Raw genomic sequence first — 15,852 nt, forward strand, 5'->3', positions numbered from 1 at the left:
AGTGAGGGGCTAATATGGATACGAGCGACACGCCGCGACAAGAGGTGCCTGCCTCCACGCTTCCGCAGATCCAGGTGACGGTACGGGGCATCACCAACCAGTACGGCGCCGAATGCCTCGGGCAGCAGATGTTCCACATTCTGCGCGAGGTCGGGGAATATATCGATATCAGCGCGCTCGACGGTGTGACCGTAGCGGTCGATTACGACGAGGCGCTGCGTGACCTCGATCGCGGCGTCGAAGGGCTGGCGCCGTTGAGCCGTACCAATGACGAGGACTTGGCCGGCGTCGGAAAGAGTATCGTGGTCATGCGTGGCGACGCCGTTAAGACGCATATCGTTTTGTCGGCGGGTCCGGTATGCCCGATTGTGCTCGAGGAGGCCGATCGCGACGAAGAGGATTTCCGTACGGCCATTGCCATCATCGCCCATGAATGCGCGCATGTCGAAGAAAACGCCTTTCGCGAGGACCAATTCCCTGGCATCCATTTTCGTCCGCCGACCGGATATTTCATCCGCGATCACGAGCAGCATTTCGCCGAAGCCTGCTGGGGTGAATATGCAGTCTGCCGTTTGTCGGCGGGGTTCGCGGTCAACGAGGAAGCCCGTTTCCGCGACAATTTGGCCGTCCGGCTGAAGGATTGCCGTAGCAGGGCGCGCGATGCCATCCGGTCCTATCGCCTGCATGGTAATGTGGTGCGGGTCTTTGAGGAAGTCGGTATCGTCATCCTTGAGCCCTTGCGGATCGCATCCTACCTGTTCGGCCATCTGGACGGGATGAACGAATACGACACCCTCTGCGAGGTAGCGCCCGAATTGCCGACCGAGGATCAGGCTTTTGTCAGGGCCATCGGCCGGCTGGTGGAGCAGCTGCGCGGCCTATGGGATACGCGTTGGGGCTGGCCGAGCTATGATGCACTGATCGATGTTGGTGCGGTCGGGTTCCAGCTTTTCGAGGAATTCGGCGTGCATTGCCAGCCGCAACCTGACGGGCAGGCCTATATCAATGTCCCTTTCACAGCGGATACGATGCCGGCAGGGTCTGCACAGGCCGATCTGTTGCGCATCCTGATGGGTGGTTACAGAGGCTAGATCCGTATTATGAGCCTGCATCGTTGCGCCGATATATGATTATATATAAACCATCTGAGCGATGCGGTTCTGTATATCAATGTTGCACTCCTCTGCGGAGTTTTCTATATATTATCTTGTATAGACGGTATCATGTGATGCAGGATAATGATCGTGGCATACAAGACAGAGCATATAACGCAGCAATTACGCGCTGCCAGGGAAGGGCAGAAAGTAAGCCAGCGTGAGCTGAGCGCACGTTCGGGCCTGACGCAAAGCCATATTTCCCAGATCGAACGGGGCACGATGGAGCCCGGACTAGGCAGCCTGGTGGATGTGGCGCGTGCACTCGACCTCGAGATCGTACTTGCGCCAAAGAAGCTGATGCCGGCGATCCGCAATATCCTCGATAGCAGCTCGACGTCAAATGACGTCCTTACATCCGACCAGCGCAAACTTGTGGCTCGTCTCGAGCGATGGTTGGCGCAGTTCGGCGATGGGGCTGGAACAAGGGCCGACGCGGACATATTCAAGGATAGCCTGGCCCTCCTTCGGCATTTGCCTTTGACCCCTGACGAGCTGGACATGCTCAAGCGCGCAGCCGAGCGCCTGGAGACTTCCCGGGCCGATAAGATGTCACGGCAAGAAATGGGTGCAATCGCGCGCGAGATAAGACAGCTGCGCAACGCCGCAGTGCATCGCGACCGCGATGACGCGGTCCCGCGCTCGGCCTACGCACTGGATGAGGACGACGATGCCTAAAGTCACGGTGCTAGATGTCAAGCTAAACGGCGAACCAGTCGCCACCCTGACGAACCTGCAGGATGGCCGCTCGATCTTCGCATTCAACGAGGCCTATATCGAAGACGAGAAGCGGCCCACACTCAGCCTGTCATTCAAGGACCCGTTCGGCGCACTGGTTACGAAGTTCCGTCCGTATAACATGGTGGTCCCGCCGTTCTTTTCGAACCTGTTGCCGGAAGGCCCGTTGCGCAAATACCTCGCCGAGCGCGCCGGCGTAAAACAGACGCGGGAGTTTTTCCTGCTCTGGATGCTCGGCCGCGACCTGCCTGGTGCGGTAACGGTACACCCCTCCGACGGCGATGACCTGCCGCCTGATGATGAGCAGGCTTCTGTCGAAGCGCGACCGAATGCGTTGCGCTTTTCGCTGGCCGGGGTGCAGCTGAAATTCTCGGCCTTCAAGAACACCACGAAGGGAGGTGGCCTGACTATTCCGGCCGAGGGTACAGGTGGATCATGGATCGTAAAGCTGCCCTCCCAGCAGTATAGCGGCGTGCCAGAAAACGAATTCTCAATGATGACCATCGCCGGCATGATGGGCATGGACGTGCCGGAGATCCAGTTGGTCGAGCTGGATGCAGTTAGCGGCTTGCCACAGGGCGTGGGCGAACTGCATGGGCAAGCGCTCGCTATTAGACGTTTCGACCGTACACCGGAGGGCCCGGTACACATCGAGGATTTTGCGCAAGTGTTCGGCGTGAAGCCGGATGACAAGTACAGCAAGGGCAATTACCGGATGATCGCCCGCGTCCTCGGCATCGAGACGAGCACGGCCGACGTGGCGGAGTTCATCCGCCGGTTGGTCTTCAGCACACTGATCGGCAATGGTGACATGCATCTGAAAAATTGGTCTCTGATCTACCCCGATCGCCGCACTCCTGCGCTCTCGCCGGCTTACGATTTGCTATCGACCATCCCCTATATCGAGGGAGAGGATACGGCGGCGCTTAACTTTTCACGCACGAAAAGAATGGCGGAGCTATCCAAGGATGAGCTTGCACATCTGGCAGCCAAGTCGGCGCTGTCCGAAAAGCTGGTCCTCGACACAGCACGCGAGACGGTCGAACGGTTTATGGATGTGTGGAAAAACGAGAAAAACAACCTGCCGATGGCCGCGAAGGTGCGCGAGACTATCGATGCACATCTGCCCACAATCGAGCTGTATCGGGAATTCAACGAAGCCACGTAGAAAAATGGCATCATCGGAAGATGATGCCCCACCGCCAAGGATGAAATAATAGATCTATGAAGGGTGCATTTTCGGAAATTTTCGCTACTGGAACAATGTGAATCCTGGAACGACTTCACCATCGGCAAGGTCATGGACCACCGCTACCGTATGCCTTGCGCGGGTTAGGCCAACATAGAGTTTTGCACGGGTTTCGGCTTTCAACGCCGATTGGGCGCCCTTCAGCCAGTCCATCATTTCTTTCGTCGGATAGATAATGACGCGGTCAAAACCGAGCCCCTTGGAGCGTCCGAACGTAAGCGACGGCAGTGCTGCAGATGCAACCTTAACGGCGGAACTCCATCGCAGCTGTACCGGTCGTCCGGTCTTGAGATAGCGTGGCAGATCGTTACGTCGGACGATGTAGAGACCCGCATCATCAGGGACCGGCTGCCTACAGTCGGCGCATTTACATGCAGTCGCTGCCGTCAATTTTGGATAGAGCTTCGACGATAGTTCGCAGATCGCGGTGCTATTGCGATGCGATGCCATGAGGCTGGTCACATCAATATCGCACGTGACTTTTCGGGGAAGTTCCGCCCGAATGAAGTCGGCAATCCCCCCATCCCTATACTTTTTAAGACGAGCCTCCAGATGAGTGACGTAGGTGACCTGCCGGGGATCACCTACCATGACGACGTTAGAAGGGCTCTTGAAGAGAGCGGTCAAAATGTTGAGGTCGTAGCCTGCAAGATCCTGGACTTCATCCACGAAAATAAACGGATAAATACGGGAAAGCCGCTCGATGACGGCGCCGTCTGCTGCCTCGTTGCATCGCATCACCAGCCTCGCCAATTTGTCCGAATAGACGCGATTTCGACGGTCGAAGTAGCAGCGCCGGAAATCTTCTTCACCCCAATACACGGGGCGGTCTTGCCGGTCACGACCGCGAAAACCGGATCTCTGCGAAACCAGAAGCATGCCGGCAACTTCCCAATCGAACAGCTTGCCTTGAAAGGGCTTGATGCCGTGCTCGATTAGCAGGCTAAACCAGGTCTGGATATGCACGTTGCCCGGAACTGAGCCATGGATTTCGAAAAATTTGCGCCGGATCTCTTCTTCGTTCGATTCCGTATAGGTGGTGATCAGGACCCGCTCCTGTTCAATCGTAAGCGCCTGCCTGACGAGGTAGGTGGTCTTCCCCGAGCCTGCTGCAGCAATAACGAGCTTATTCGGGCCCATCATTTGGCGATCGCATCCAGGATATATTTCGGATAATTGATTTTCGTTTTTGCCGAGAAAATTGCTAGCGCACACTCGGTCTTGTTATTCTTCATGTAACGATGAAGGTCATCAAGACCACGGACTTTGCCGAATAGCTTGTTGAAAGTCTCAACGTTATTCGCTTTGACCAGTTTCGGCTCAAGAGTGTTGTAGTTAAAGGACTTCTTGCCAAGGACGAGATCGCCCTTGTCCACCTCAGGGTCGTAGCAGATTCTGATATGATCGATGTCCTGGTATTTGGCGTACTTCTCTTTTAGGGCAGCAACATCCCCGTCATTGTCGGTCGCTACCACGACGGGGATCTTCAGCGCCACCGCCAGCTCAAGAAAACGCAGGAACGAAAGCCCGACCGAAATGACATCAATCTCGTCGTCGATCGGCAGTTTTCCCCCGTTGGCATCCATGTAGGCCCGTTGGACGACCAGTTCATCCGCATCGCCCTCCACAAGGATCGACTTCTGCGACAGCACAAGACGCAGGGTGTCGTAACCAGGCAACTTATGGAAGAAGTCGCTCGCGTCCAGATCCTTGATCCGAGTGACCTTCGCTTCCCGCAACAGTATCAGATGGTCCAGTCCGAGCTTGTTCGCGACGAAGCTACTATGCGTGGTCATGATGACTTGTTTGCCGCTCTTGTCGGTGCTGATATCGCTGATGAGCTGGTTGAGCTTCGAGTGCGACAGGTGGTTTTCCGGCTCCTCGATCAGCAGTACGGTCGCTTCGCGATTCTTCTTGCTGCTCAGCGCGAGACGCGTCTTGACGATGCACTGCTCGCCCTTGCCGATATAGTGGAAAGGCACATCCTCAATATACGTCATAAGGCTGTTTTCCCAGGCATTGTGGGAGGACATATCGACCGAAATGCTGACCTTTTTTCGGCTAATCTTCGCCGCTTCCGCCAACTTTTCATTGATGGCGCCGACATTGCCATCTGCCTTAAAGGCGTCTTTCAGCTTGCGATGGGCCTGGGATATCGCAACACGTTCCTTGTCGTCTAGAAACTCCTTGACGATGCGGGAGATGTACATATCCGAACCGCTCTGCACACGTGTGCTCGTAGAATCGATGAGGGCCGACTTTATAGGAACGGTGCGGGCCATGGCCGGTTGGCGGGAGAATTCCGACCATTGCACCTGATAGAATTCCAAGGGTAACGAGTTGATCTCCCCGCTTTTTAGCAGCTCGGCATAGGCACCGTCATATTTCTTGTCAAACTCGATCGAGAAGAGAAGGCCGCGAGCCTTGTCGCTTTCCTCGGAATTCCCGTTTCCGCGAAGATCTTCCAACGCATCGCTATCCCCGCCGAAAAACAGCTCGATCTGGATCTCCGGCGGATCGATAGGTTTTTTCGCGGCGATGCTGTCAAGATACGCCCGCTCGACCTTCCGGTTGAAAAGATAGGGAGATAGTTCGGTGCGCAGGTATTTCCCATTCAGCATGCCCGTCAGGCATAGATGGATAGCTTCAAGCAGTGTGGACTTTCCGGCTTCGTTGTTACCAACAATGATATTGACGCCCTGATTGAAATCGACCTCGAACCAGCTTTCGAAACATTTGAAGTTCTTGATTTTGACTTTCTCGATATACATCGACTTCCCTATTTCCAGCGACGCAAGAATTCCAAATTGACACAGCTTTGGCGCGAACAATACGTTGCAAATTTAGGGTAACGCGAATCATCGGCGCAACGTTTCGGTGCGATGGTTTTACTATCGATAGGCGCGACGTGGGAGGCCTTGAATGTGGGCAGATAATGAGACTGAAAGAGACTTCCTTAATTTTTCGGGAGTGGCCGACACCGTAGCGGAAATCATCGTCCAGGCGCGGGGGCGCCCAATTTCAATCGGTGTCTCGGGATCATGGGGCATTGGAAAATCCTCCATGATAAAACTGACCCAAGCATCCCTCGCTAACCGAGAGAGGAAAGAAGGCGAGAAGGACTTCGTCTTCGTCGAATTCAATGCTTGGCTTTACCAAGGTTATGACGACGCTCGCGCCGCATTGATGGACGTCATCGCGACGAAGCTAGAGCAGGAAGCAAGAGCGCGCGAAAGAGGAGTAGACAAGGCCAAGGCGCTCATCAAACGCGTGAACTGGCTGCGTGCAATGAAGCTCGCTGCCGGCTCGGCGATAGCGGTGTCGATGGGACTGCCTCCAACTGGGCTCATCGGCGAAGTGTGGGGGCTGGGGCAGCGGTTTCTAGGTGGTTCCGTCGACCAAAAACTAATCGAAGACGCCAAATCGAAAGCGGGTGAGGTGGCAAGTGCTGCCTCCGGGCTTCTCAATCCGACAGAGGAAACCTCACCTCCTAAGGAAATCCAAGCCCTCAGGGATAATTTCGAGGAGACCCTTGAGGAGCTTGGGGTAACTCTTGTCGTGTTGATCGACGACCTTGACCGTTGCCTCCCCGAGACGACGATCTCGACCCTTGAGGCCATACGGCTGTTCCTGTTTCTGAAAAATACGGCATTCGTCATCGCGGCCGACAACGACATGATCAAACACGCCGTCCGCAAGCATTTCGAAGGCGTTCCCGACGATCTACTTGTAACGAGCTACTTCGACAAATTGATCCAGGTGCCTATCCGCGTTCCTCCCTTGGGAACGCAGGAAGTCCGCGCGTACATGATGTTGCTCTACATCGAAAACAGCGACTTGAAGGACGACGTAAAGGAAAAGCTGCGGGTTGGAATAATCGATCAGTTGCGAAAGACGTGGCAGGGCGCGCGCGTCGATAAGGCATATGTAACGGGACTCCACGAGAACATACCGGCAGATCTTATCGGACGTTTTGATACGGCTGAAAGGCTTGCGCCTATCATGACGACTGCCTCGGGCATCGTCGGTAATCCCCGACTGATCAAGCGTTTCCTGAATGCACTTTCTATCCGCATGGCGATCTCCAATGCTCAGGGCGTCGGCGTGGATGAGGCGGTCCTCGCCAAGCTTCTCCTGTTCGAACGTCTCGGTAGCCCGTTGGCTTACGCCGAACTATTGAAGGCCGTTAGCCAAGACGATGACGGCAAACCCAGATTCCTGAAGGATTGGGAAGAAGCGGCCACAGAAGGAAAAGACCTAAGCCTTGCCGCGCCCTGGGATGCTCCTTTCTCGAGGGAATGGCTGGCTTTGCCTCCGCCGCTACACGATGCGAAGTTGTTGGGCGCTTTGTATGTCAGCCGCGAGCACGCGCCGCTCATAACGCCCGGTGACAGATTAACCACCGAAGCGGCCGAAATATTGACCGCAATGCTCACCCACCCTGAGATGGCTGCGGCCTTGGTCGACAAATTGGCACGCGTGTCGCGCGTAGAAACCTCGATCATTATGGATCGTCTCCTGGACCGTGCTCATCAAGAACAAGAATGGGGAGTTCCAGCTATCCTGGAAGCCTGCCTAGCGGTTGCGAAAGCCGATCCTCAGCAAGGACTACGATTGGCGGCATTTTTGAACGATCGTCCACCGGCGCAGATTACCCCGGGGATCGTTCCGAAAATCGGAGACCAGCCTTGGGCGGACGGCGTTTTCGAGAAATGGAAGCGCACGGGTGTGCCGCTGGTGGTCAAAAGAGCGATTGAGAAGGCCGAACAATAATGGGGACATCTCAATCGAGTAACGGACCCAAGGGAGGCGTCCCCATGGTGCCCGCGTGGACCCCCGCGCCACCGGCGGAAGATCCGCCTTCGGGTGACCAACCACCGGACGCGCCGCTAGACCCCGCTCCAGATCTAAATCCGCCAGAGCAGGAGCCGGTAGATGCCGCTCCCAACGAACCCGTTGCGCCTAACGTGCCGCCACCAGCGGCCCCTCTCGCGCCCGGTCACCGGTTCGCTGGTACCCGCCGAAGCCTTGGAGAATTTGCGAAGGCCGGAAACTTAAGTGATATGCGCCGCAGCTTGGGTAACTACGTGCGTAACGGCTACGGCGGATCGAGGACGACGACCAGCAGATTTGGTGGAACCGTTGCCACCGCCAGTGCACTCGGCGGTATCCTCGAAACTATGGGGCAACAGCCCGCAGGCAGTGCGCTGGATCCGGCGCTTCTTGCGGGCCGCACCGCGAACGAGGTGATGGATGCTGTCGTCGAAGCGGTTCGACCCGTCGATGGCACTCAGGACGCCGAGGCCGAACGAACCGCCATCAAGGACTCGCTTTCGGATCTCTTGGTGAAGTACCCTGATGCCGATTTGGCTGCCCTGACACCGGAACAGCGTGAATTCGCCATCGAGCGTTTCACCGCAATGGATGTTGCTCGTCGGTTCGAACTCGATGTCGGAAAAACAATCATCGAGAAAGCGCCCACCGCCACAATGGCTCTTAGTCGCCTAAAACAGGTGCGTGACTACATCAAACAGACCGTAGCTGCTTCCTTTCGCAAACTCAGAGCGGCGGGCAAGAGCGTAAACTCGAACCGTATCGCCGCGGTGGTTAGAGATGCACTACGGGATACCTTTCAGGTTTTCGAGGGATACGCAGAATGAGGCTCGTTTGTGGACCTGGATCGTTCGAGCTTCCATTGGAAGAAGGCGATCTGCGTGTTGTCCTGTATGGTCAGCCACGCATCCCCTCGGAGGCAAGTGCGGGTGAAGCCGTCAAGGCAGAGCTTCGGCGAAAGGGACTGAACCCCCATCGACGGGCATGGGATCTGCTTTCGATCGCACTTTCAATCATCACCGCCGACCTTTCGGTACTGCGAGATGACAGCGCCGATGGCTGGACTAGAGAGATTGAACTCGACGTCGCCGTTTCCGACCCAGCTTTCTGGAATACGATGTCCGACGAATTTCGGCAGGCGCTCGCGTTCCTGACAACGGACCGCTGGAAGCTTCGGTTTCATGACGGCGGCGTTTTACCCGCTCCGCCAAGGAAGATTTCGGTACTGAAAGAAGACTGCGTCGTCTTGTTATCCGGCGGACTGGACAGTCTCGTTGGCGCTATCGATCTGACTCGTGATGGATTGAAGCCGGTGGCAGTCAGCCAGAACGTTCGAGGGGACGGTCTGAAGCAACGGGATTTCGCACAGGAAATTGGTCTGACGAAGCACCTGCAGCTCAATCACGTTGCGACTTCCCCCACCGCGCAGGAAACGTCACAGCGAGCGCGCTCTCTGATCTTTTTGACCTTTGGCGTGGTGGTAGCTACATCGCTGGAGAAATACGCAAAAGGCAACACAGCTCCGCTCTACGTTTGCGAAAATGGGTTCATTGCGATCAATCCGCCGCTCACCGGTTCCCGGCTTGGAAGCCTGAGCACACGCACGGCGCACCCTGTCTTCCTAACGCGGTTCCAGAAGATCCTCGATGCCGCAAGCCTCAACGTGAAGATCGAAAATCCCTATGCCCAAAAAACGAAGGGCGAAATGCTTATCGAATGCAAGGACCAGATTTTCCTTCAGACCGAGGCCGCGCATTCGACCAGCTGTGGGCGCTTTCAGCGGTTCAATTACCGGCACTGCGGTCGCTGCGTTCCCTGTCAAGTGAGACGGGCAGCATTCGTCGCATGGGACACGAAGCGCGATACGACGGACTACGTCTACGAGCCTTTGGGAAAGGATGATGAAGACCACGCGTCGTTCGATGATGTTCGTTCCGTTGCCATAGCGTTGGCTTCGGTGAAAGCTGACGGCCTCGATCGGTGGCTTGGCGACACCTTGTCGCCTCCGGATATTGGTGATCGTAACGGTGTCCGCGGCATGCTATATCGAGGGTTAAACGAACTTGGTGAGCTGCATCGACTATATGGTGTTAAGTGATTGACTTCCATTGCCATCTTGATCTGTACCCGGATCCTGTTGCGATCACGCAGTCCTGCGTGAACCGGAATATCTATGTTCTCTCTGTCACTAACACGCCCTCGGCTTGGGAAGGCACGCTCGCTCTTTCACATAAGGCAAAGCGGATCAGAACGGCGCTTGGGCTGCATCCGCAGATTGCACATGAACGCCATGGCGAACTTCCCTTATTTGAAAGACTCCTGCCATCAGCCACATACGTAGGGGAGATCGGGTTAGACGGCTCACCCGAGTTGCGACCCCATTGGGAAACGCAAAAGCGGGTGTTTCATCGCATTTTAGATCTATGCGACCAGGCGGGCGGTCGTGTAATGACTATTCATAGTCGGCGGGCGGCCACGCAGGTATTGGATGCACTCGAAGCGCACAAAGGCGCAGGAACACCAATCCTTCATTGGTTTTCGGGGACAAAGCGAGAGTTGGATCGCGCCGTCTCCATGGGCTGTTGGTTCAGCGTGGGACCAGGGATGATCTATGGTCAGAAGGGCCGGGATATCGTCAAAATGATCCCCCGTGATCGCCTGTTAACCGAATCTGACGGACCATTCACACAAATCGAGGGCAGGTCTGTTCTACCATGGGAGCTCGACCGCGTATTGGACGCGATCGCAGAACTGTGGTCGGAAGATGCGCTTGCGGTCGAAGGGCGGGTGGCGGAGAACTTACGACAATTGGGCTATGGTCGAGCCGAAAACTAAGCGCACATAAGGGGCGCGATCGCTTGTCGAGAGCATCATCCTAAAATCTGCGTTGCGTCAAAACCATGGGTCATTCGAATTACCAGGAAATGGATGTGTTTCAGTACCTTACAAAATTTCGTGCCGGTCGGTAGTTCGAATTGGTTCAAGGCGGTCAGTTCGACTAAATGACACCTTTGCTGAAAATAAAGCATCCGTACGGACCAGGATCTGAGGTTCTGACAATTGCGAACGAGTTTTGTGCCGCCTCGTAGAATGCGAAGCGTTCCAATGCGTCCATCCTGATCGGCCGCACTTCCGCGCGATCGACAACCGTCTGCATCGCGGAAAAGATTGGCATCTGCTTTTCCGGGTCGCCCACAACCTGCATCCGTTTCACGGGGGCGTCGACGAATGTGTCGAGCGGAAACAGCTTTAGGATCGCTTCCGCTGCACGCTCAAGACCACAGCCGGAGAGGTCAATGAGGCGGCCGTAGGTGGTGTGCCGGGCGATGGTCTGGGCGGGATGGTTGATATCGCACAAGACCAGCTGGTCCCCGTGCCCCATCAGCATCAACGCATGGATCAGTTCAGCGTTGATGACCAGATCGATTCCTTTTAGCACCTGGTGCCTCCCTTGGCCGCAGTGGTTTTCTTCACAGAGTATACGTACGTCGTGATGTTTGCAAATCATGCTTTAACGTCGAGCAGGGGGTCGTCATTCGGCATTTAGGGGGAATCACCGGCTATTACAGGAACAAACAGGAGCAAAACTCGGAGAATGAGAGGCAGCATAAAAATATTTTGGATGCGGGGATAAACTACTTTACACTATGGAGTCATTATGTGAAGTTTCTAGCCGAATGATGTCCCTCCCAGGGCGGACCGGCCGGCGGGGTGTTGCTGGATGGGACGCCCCGCCGCCGCCTTCTGGAGGGACGATCAAGCGTCGTGGGGAGCGCGACGTATAGGGAGGAATTCGCATTGGCATCCATGGATATCGTCAACGTCGGCAAAGCCTACGGAAGCCTGACCGTAGTCCATGGGGTTTCGGTGGAAATACCCGATGGCGAGTTCGTGGTTCTGGTTGGTCCTTCGGGCTGCGGCAAATCCACACTTCTGCGCATGGTCGCGGGGCTGGAGCCGATCACATTCGGCGATATCCGCATCGACGGCCAGGTAGTGAACGATCTGCCGCCAAAAGATCGCGACATTGCGATGGTGTTCCAGAGCTACGCTCTCTATCCCCACAAGACCGTCGCCGAGAACATGGGCTTCGCACTGAAAATGCGCGGAGAGGCCAAGGCGGATATCGACGGCCGTGTGAGAAAAGCGGCCGAGATTCTTGATCTGGTTCCCTATCTCGCACGCTATCCGCGTCAACTCTCCGGGGGGCAGAGACAACGTGTCGCCATGGGACGGGCGATCGTGCGCGATCCAAAGGTTTTTCTGTTCGACGAACCGCTTTCCAATCTGGATGCGAAACTGCGGGTGCAGATGCGCGCGGAGATCAAGGAATTGCAGCGGCGGCTTGCGACCACGATGATCTATGTCACCCATGACCAGGTCGAGGCGATGACGATGGCGGATCGCATCGTGGTGCTGCGGGACGGACGCGTCGAGCAGATCGGTTCACCGCTCGAACTTTATGACAAGCCGGCCAATACTTTCGTTGCCGATTTCATAGGCTCGCCGTCGATGAACCTGCTGAAAGGCCACATCCGGACGTCCGGGGCACCCCTTTTCGAAACCGACGACGGCGTCCGCCTGCCGCTTGTTCGCGCACCGGAAGGCTCCGATGGCCGGCCCGCCTTCTACGGCATCCGGCCGGAGCATTTCGCGCTTGGCGGCGAAGTGACGGCCAACATCACTGTCGTGGAAACGACGGGATCGGAGACGCAGGTCTTTGCCCAGATCGGCAACCAGAAGGTTATCGGGGTCTTTCGCGACCGGGTGGAGGACCGATCCGGCCAGCCGATGGCAATGACGCCAAACCCGGCATCCGCGAATCTTTTCGATCTGAAAACCGGATTGCGGCTCGATTGAAAGCGCTTCGCCGATGCCCTGCGACGCAGGGGCTCGGCCGATACCCATCACGTGTGGTGATTTGTTCAACGGGAGGAGTGAATTATGAAAGTCAGTGATTTCGAGAGAATGATGGCGATCGGCCTGAGCCGCCGCGCCATTTTGAAGACCGGCGCTAGTCTGGGGGCTCTTGCCGCCGCCGGCACCATTCTCGGTGCTGTCGGCAGCGCCAGCGCGCAGGACGCGTCCTTGCGCAGCAAGATCCTGCAGATTCCCGGCATCGGCAAGGGGTCGCCGACTGATGCGGATTGGCAAAAGGTCGGGGAACTGTGCCTCGGCGCGACCAAGAGCAGCGTGAAGCAGGGTGAATTCGCTGGCGTCGAACTGTCTTTCATGGGGCTCAACAACCAGAATCTTCACAATGTGATCTTCCGCGGCTTCCTGAAATCCTGGGAAGATTATACCGGTGCGAAAATCTCTTGGATCGACCTGGCGCAGGCAGACTATAATCCGCGTCTCCAGCAGGCCATCGCCACCGGAACAGTGGATTTCGACATCCTCGAGATGGGGGCGCCTTTCGAAGGCGATGTCTGCGGCAAGGGGCTCGCATCCGAGATGCCGGACTGGGTCAAGGCCCAGATCGACATGGACGACTATGTCGACTATCTCAAGGCGCCGGTCGGAACCTGGAACGGCAAGACGTATCGCATCTCGGTCGATGGCGATTGCCACAACTTCAACTACCGCGCCGACTACTTTACCGATGCCAATCTGGCAAAGGCCTGGAAGGACGAGGGGCATAAGGGCGAGTGGGGCGTGCCCAAGACTTGGCAGAAGGTTCAGGAAGTCACCAAATTCCTCAAGGGCAAGACCATTGGCGGCATGGAAGCGATCGGCTACCTCGATGCGCCGAAAGCCTGGGGTGGGTTCGGCTTCTACTTCCTCGGCAGCCGCGCCACCGCCTATGCCAAGCATCCGGACGACAAGGCCTGGCTCTTCGACGTTGATACGATGAAGCCGCGGATCAACAACCCGGCCTGGGTCCGGGCCATTCAGGACGTGATCGACGCGTTGCCGTCGGAGTCTGGCGATCAGCTCAATGCTGACCCTGGCACCACCGCCTTCCAGCAGTTCCTGGCTGGTACCGGATCCATGGTTTCCTGGTGGGGCGATGTCGGCTCGGGCGCGCGCACCAGCGACACGTCGGTGATCGGCGACACTGTCGCCTTCGATATCCTGCCTGGTTCGGATGACGTCTACAATTCGAAGACCGGTCACTGGGACGAGCTGCCGAGCGGTCCGAATCACGCACCGAATATGGCCTACCTCGGATGGGGTGTCTACGTCATGGCCCGGGTCGACAGCGACGAAAAAAAGAAGAAGGCAGCCTGGAGCGCGGCGGCCCATCTCGGCGGTAAGGACCTGGCTCTGTGGATGGCGGCATATCCGTCCGGCTTCCAGTGCTATCGCAAGAGCCAGTTCGACACCAAGGAATGGGTCGAGGCTGGCTACGACGAGGCCTTCATCTCGAACTACCTCGCCTCGCAGTCGAACTCGTACAACCACCCCAATGCTGCCATCGAGCCGCGCATCCCCGGCATCTTCCAGTATTACAGCGTCGCGGAAGACGAGTTGGCCAAGGTGTTCGCCGGCCAGATGACAGCCCAGGAGGGGGCGGATGCGATTGCCGTTGCCTGGGAGAAGATCACCGATCAGCTGGGCCGCGACAAGCAGATAGCCCTCTACAATGCATCGCTCGGCGTCTGAGCCTGAGGTCAATCGCCTCATGGCTCCCCGCGGGGTCCGGCGGCATGATTCTCCCGTGTCGCCGGAACCGCAGAGACGATTTTCAAACTTCGGCCGTGAGGGTCTGCTGCCATGTCTCACTCAATGACGCTGGTTACAAACGAACCGTTCGCAGCGCGCCGTGCTGCTCCCGCCGGAAAGCATGTCCTGCTCGGCAAGGCTCTGCTGGCGATCGCGACCATCACCTTCCTAGTGGTCCTGGCGCTTCAGTCGTTCGATGCCATGGGCGTCACCGCGTTGGGCTTTGAGAGCTGGCGCCCTCTGCTCTACGTCTATCTTATCTGGGCGGTGGTCTTCGGCGTATCCCAGGTGATGATCCGCGGTGAGGCGGGCGAGCGCGCGGCCTTCGTCCTCCCGGCCGTTCTTTTTACCGTCGCCATGGTGATCTTTCCGACCATTTTCGGCCTCTACATCGCGTTTACCGATTGGAACCTCAGTGCGGTCGAGGGACGACGCTTCAACGGTCTCGACAATCTGCGCACGCTTCTGGCGGATGCCTATTTCTGGAATGCGCTTTTGAACATGGTCTACTATGTTCTGGCGGTTCTCGTTCAATATGCGATCGCCTTCAGCCTGGCTCTTCTGCTCAACGCAGAGATCAAGGCACGCAAGTTCTTCCGTGTCGCTTTTCTGTTGCCGTTGATGCTGAGTCCGGTCGCCGTCAGCTGGATGATCGGCAAGTCGCTGATGGAGTACCGTTTCGGTCCCGCGGCGACGCTGGCGCGCTATCTGGGCTGGGACAATCCCGCCTTCTTCTCCACCCCCTGGCTGGCGCGATTGTCGATCATGGCCATGGATGCGTGGGTCTCCATTCCCTTCATGATGGTTCTGCTGCTGGCCGGCCTGCAGGCATTGCCTGCAGAAATCAAGGAGGCGGCACGGGTCGATGGCGCCACCGGTTGGCAATCGTTCAAGGAGATCACCTTCCCCCTGATGCTGCCGGTGAGCATGACCGCCTTGATCCTGCGCATCATATTCGAGCTGAAACTCGCCGATATCGTCATTAATGTGACGGCAGGCGGCCCGGGCGGCGCGACGGACACGGTTTCGAGTTTCATCTTTCGGGAATACCGGGACCGTTCCAATGTCGGCTACGGCACCATGCTCGCCGAAGTCTATCTCGTCATCATCATCATTTTCGTCGCGCTTATCCTGAAAGGGGCAAGCCGATGGATGCAAAGAACAAACTGAGGGCTGACACGATGTCGACAGCACATGGGGCAATACGTCCAA

13 protein-coding genes are annotated in these 15,852 nt (G+C 56.8%); 10 read left to right on the forward strand and 3 right to left on the reverse strand.

The genetic code is table 11. The features are described 5' to 3' along the window. The first annotated feature begins 14 nt into the window (after positions 1-14). The 3 genes from J7U39_RS32055 to J7U39_RS28525 all read left to right on the forward strand — a co-directional run bounded on the left by J7U39_RS32055 (position 15) and on the right by J7U39_RS28525 (position 3,060). Positions 15-1,091, forward strand: a complete 1,077-nt coding sequence (locus J7U39_RS32055; RefSeq protein ID WP_246826340.1) for a hypothetical protein — start codon at positions 15-17, stop codon at positions 1,089-1,091. A gap of 147 nt (positions 1,092-1,238) precedes the next feature. After that, complete coding sequence (locus J7U39_RS28520; protein WP_205919140.1) at positions 1,239-1,832, forward strand: helix-turn-helix transcriptional regulator; 594 nt, start codon at positions 1,239-1,241, stop codon at positions 1,830-1,832. Then, positions 1,825-3,060: a type II toxin-antitoxin system HipA family toxin gene (locus J7U39_RS28525; RefSeq protein WP_168300979.1), complete on the forward strand. Its 1,236-nt coding sequence runs from the start codon at positions 1,825-1,827 to the stop codon at positions 3,058-3,060. The genes J7U39_RS28520 and J7U39_RS28525 overlap by 8 nt, the downstream gene beginning before the upstream one ends. A gap of 84 nt (positions 3,061-3,144) precedes the next feature. On the opposite strand, the gene J7U39_RS28530 is transcribed toward J7U39_RS28525, so the two are convergent. Together J7U39_RS28530 and J7U39_RS28535 are read right to left on the reverse strand one after the other, a co-directional pair. Further along, positions 3,145-4,284, reverse strand: coding sequence for a UvrD-helicase domain-containing protein (locus J7U39_RS28530; RefSeq protein ID WP_168300977.1), 1,140 nt, complete (start codon positions 4,282-4,284; stop codon positions 3,145-3,147). Next, positions 4,281-5,912: an AAA family ATPase gene (locus tag J7U39_RS28535; protein ID WP_168300974.1), complete on the reverse strand. Its 1,632-nt coding sequence runs from the start codon at positions 5,910-5,912 to the stop codon at positions 4,281-4,283. Before J7U39_RS28535 ends, J7U39_RS28530 begins: the two co-directional genes overlap by 4 nt. Before the next feature lie 151 nt (positions 5,913-6,063). Here J7U39_RS28535 and J7U39_RS28540 point away from each other — a divergent pair, with 151 nt between their 5' ends. The 4 genes from J7U39_RS28540 to qatD all read left to right on the forward strand — a co-directional run bounded on the left by J7U39_RS28540 (position 6,064) and on the right by qatD (position 10,809). Beyond that, on the forward strand, positions 6,064-7,914 hold the full coding sequence (locus tag J7U39_RS28540; RefSeq protein ID WP_168300973.1) for a P-loop NTPase fold protein: 1,851 nt from the start codon (positions 6,064-6,066) through the stop codon (positions 7,912-7,914). A gap of 290 nt (positions 7,915-8,204) precedes the next feature. Next, positions 8,205-8,801, forward strand: a complete 597-nt coding sequence (qatB, locus tag J7U39_RS28545) for a Qat anti-phage system associated protein QatB (RefSeq protein WP_246638659.1) — start codon at positions 8,205-8,207, stop codon at positions 8,799-8,801. Then, on the forward strand, positions 8,798-10,072 hold the full coding sequence (gene qatC / locus J7U39_RS28550) for a Qat anti-phage system QueC-like protein QatC (protein ID WP_168300966.1): 1,275 nt from the start codon (positions 8,798-8,800) through the stop codon (positions 10,070-10,072). Before qatB ends, qatC begins: the two co-directional genes overlap by 4 nt. Further along, positions 10,069-10,809 (forward strand): Qat anti-phage system TatD family nuclease QatD, encoded by a 741-nt coding sequence (gene qatD, locus J7U39_RS28555; protein WP_168300964.1) that lies wholly within the window; start codon positions 10,069-10,071, stop codon positions 10,807-10,809. Before qatC ends, qatD begins: the two co-directional genes overlap by 4 nt. A gap of 163 nt (positions 10,810-10,972) precedes the next feature. Here the strand turns inward: qatD and J7U39_RS28560 are convergent, their stop codons facing one another. Then, a complete protein-coding gene (locus J7U39_RS28560; protein WP_168300962.1) occupies positions 10,973-11,413 on the reverse strand; it encodes an RbsD/FucU domain-containing protein in 441 nt (146 codons plus the stop codon). Positions 11,414-11,772: 359 nt separating this feature from the next. Here J7U39_RS28560 and ugpC point away from each other — a divergent pair, with 359 nt between their 5' ends. The 3 genes from ugpC to J7U39_RS28575 all read left to right on the forward strand — a co-directional run bounded on the left by ugpC (position 11,773) and on the right by J7U39_RS28575 (position 15,810). Continuing rightward, positions 11,773-12,834, forward strand: coding sequence for a sn-glycerol-3-phosphate ABC transporter ATP-binding protein UgpC (ugpC, locus tag J7U39_RS28565; RefSeq protein WP_210633116.1), 1,062 nt, complete (start codon positions 11,773-11,775; stop codon positions 12,832-12,834). Between the two features lie 84 nt (positions 12,835-12,918). Then, positions 12,919-14,580, forward strand: a complete 1,662-nt coding sequence (locus J7U39_RS28570) for a sugar ABC transporter substrate-binding protein (protein WP_168300958.1) — start codon at positions 12,919-12,921, stop codon at positions 14,578-14,580. A 111-nt stretch (positions 14,581-14,691) separates the two neighbouring features. Continuing rightward, positions 14,692-15,810 (forward strand): sugar ABC transporter permease, encoded by a 1,119-nt coding sequence (locus J7U39_RS28575; protein ID WP_246638661.1) that lies wholly within the window; start codon positions 14,692-14,694, stop codon positions 15,808-15,810. The last annotated feature ends 42 nt before the right edge of the window (positions 15,811-15,852 follow it).

The sequence above is a fragment of the Rhizobium sp. NLR16a genome (genome assembly GCF_017948245.1).
GTDB lineage: Bacteria > Pseudomonadota > Alphaproteobacteria > Rhizobiales > Rhizobiaceae > Rhizobium.

Bases quoted from the DNA above. Each gene is read 5' to 3' on its own strand.
- J7U39_RS32055 (WP_246826340.1), top strand. From the start codon at position 15: ATGGATACGAGCGACACGCCGCGACAAGAGGTGCCTGCCTCCACGCTT.
- J7U39_RS28520 (WP_205919140.1), top strand. From the start codon at position 1,239: ATGATCGTGGCATACAAGACAGAGCATATAACGCAGCAATTACGCGCT.
- J7U39_RS28525 (WP_168300979.1), top strand. From the start codon at position 1,825: ATGCCTAAAGTCACGGTGCTAGATGTCAAGCTAAACGGCGAACCAGTC.
- J7U39_RS28530 (WP_168300977.1), bottom strand. From the start codon at position 4,284: ATGATGGGCCCGAATAAGCTCGTTATTGCTGCAGCAGGCTCGGGGAAG.
- J7U39_RS28535 (WP_168300974.1), bottom strand. From the start codon at position 5,912: ATGTATATCGAGAAAGTCAAAATCAAGAACTTCAAATGTTTCGAAAGC.
- J7U39_RS28540 (WP_168300973.1), top strand. From the start codon at position 6,064: ATGTGGGCAGATAATGAGACTGAAAGAGACTTCCTTAATTTTTCGGGA.
- qatB (WP_246638659.1), top strand. From the start codon at position 8,205: ATGCGCCGCAGCTTGGGTAACTACGTGCGTAACGGCTACGGCGGATCG.
- qatC (WP_168300966.1), top strand. From the start codon at position 8,798: ATGAGGCTCGTTTGTGGACCTGGATCGTTCGAGCTTCCATTGGAAGAA.
- J7U39_RS28570 (WP_168300958.1), top strand. From the start codon at position 12,919: ATGAAAGTCAGTGATTTCGAGAGAATGATGGCGATCGGCCTGAGCCGC.
- J7U39_RS28575 (WP_246638661.1), top strand. From the start codon at position 14,692: ATGTCTCACTCAATGACGCTGGTTACAAACGAACCGTTCGCAGCGCGC.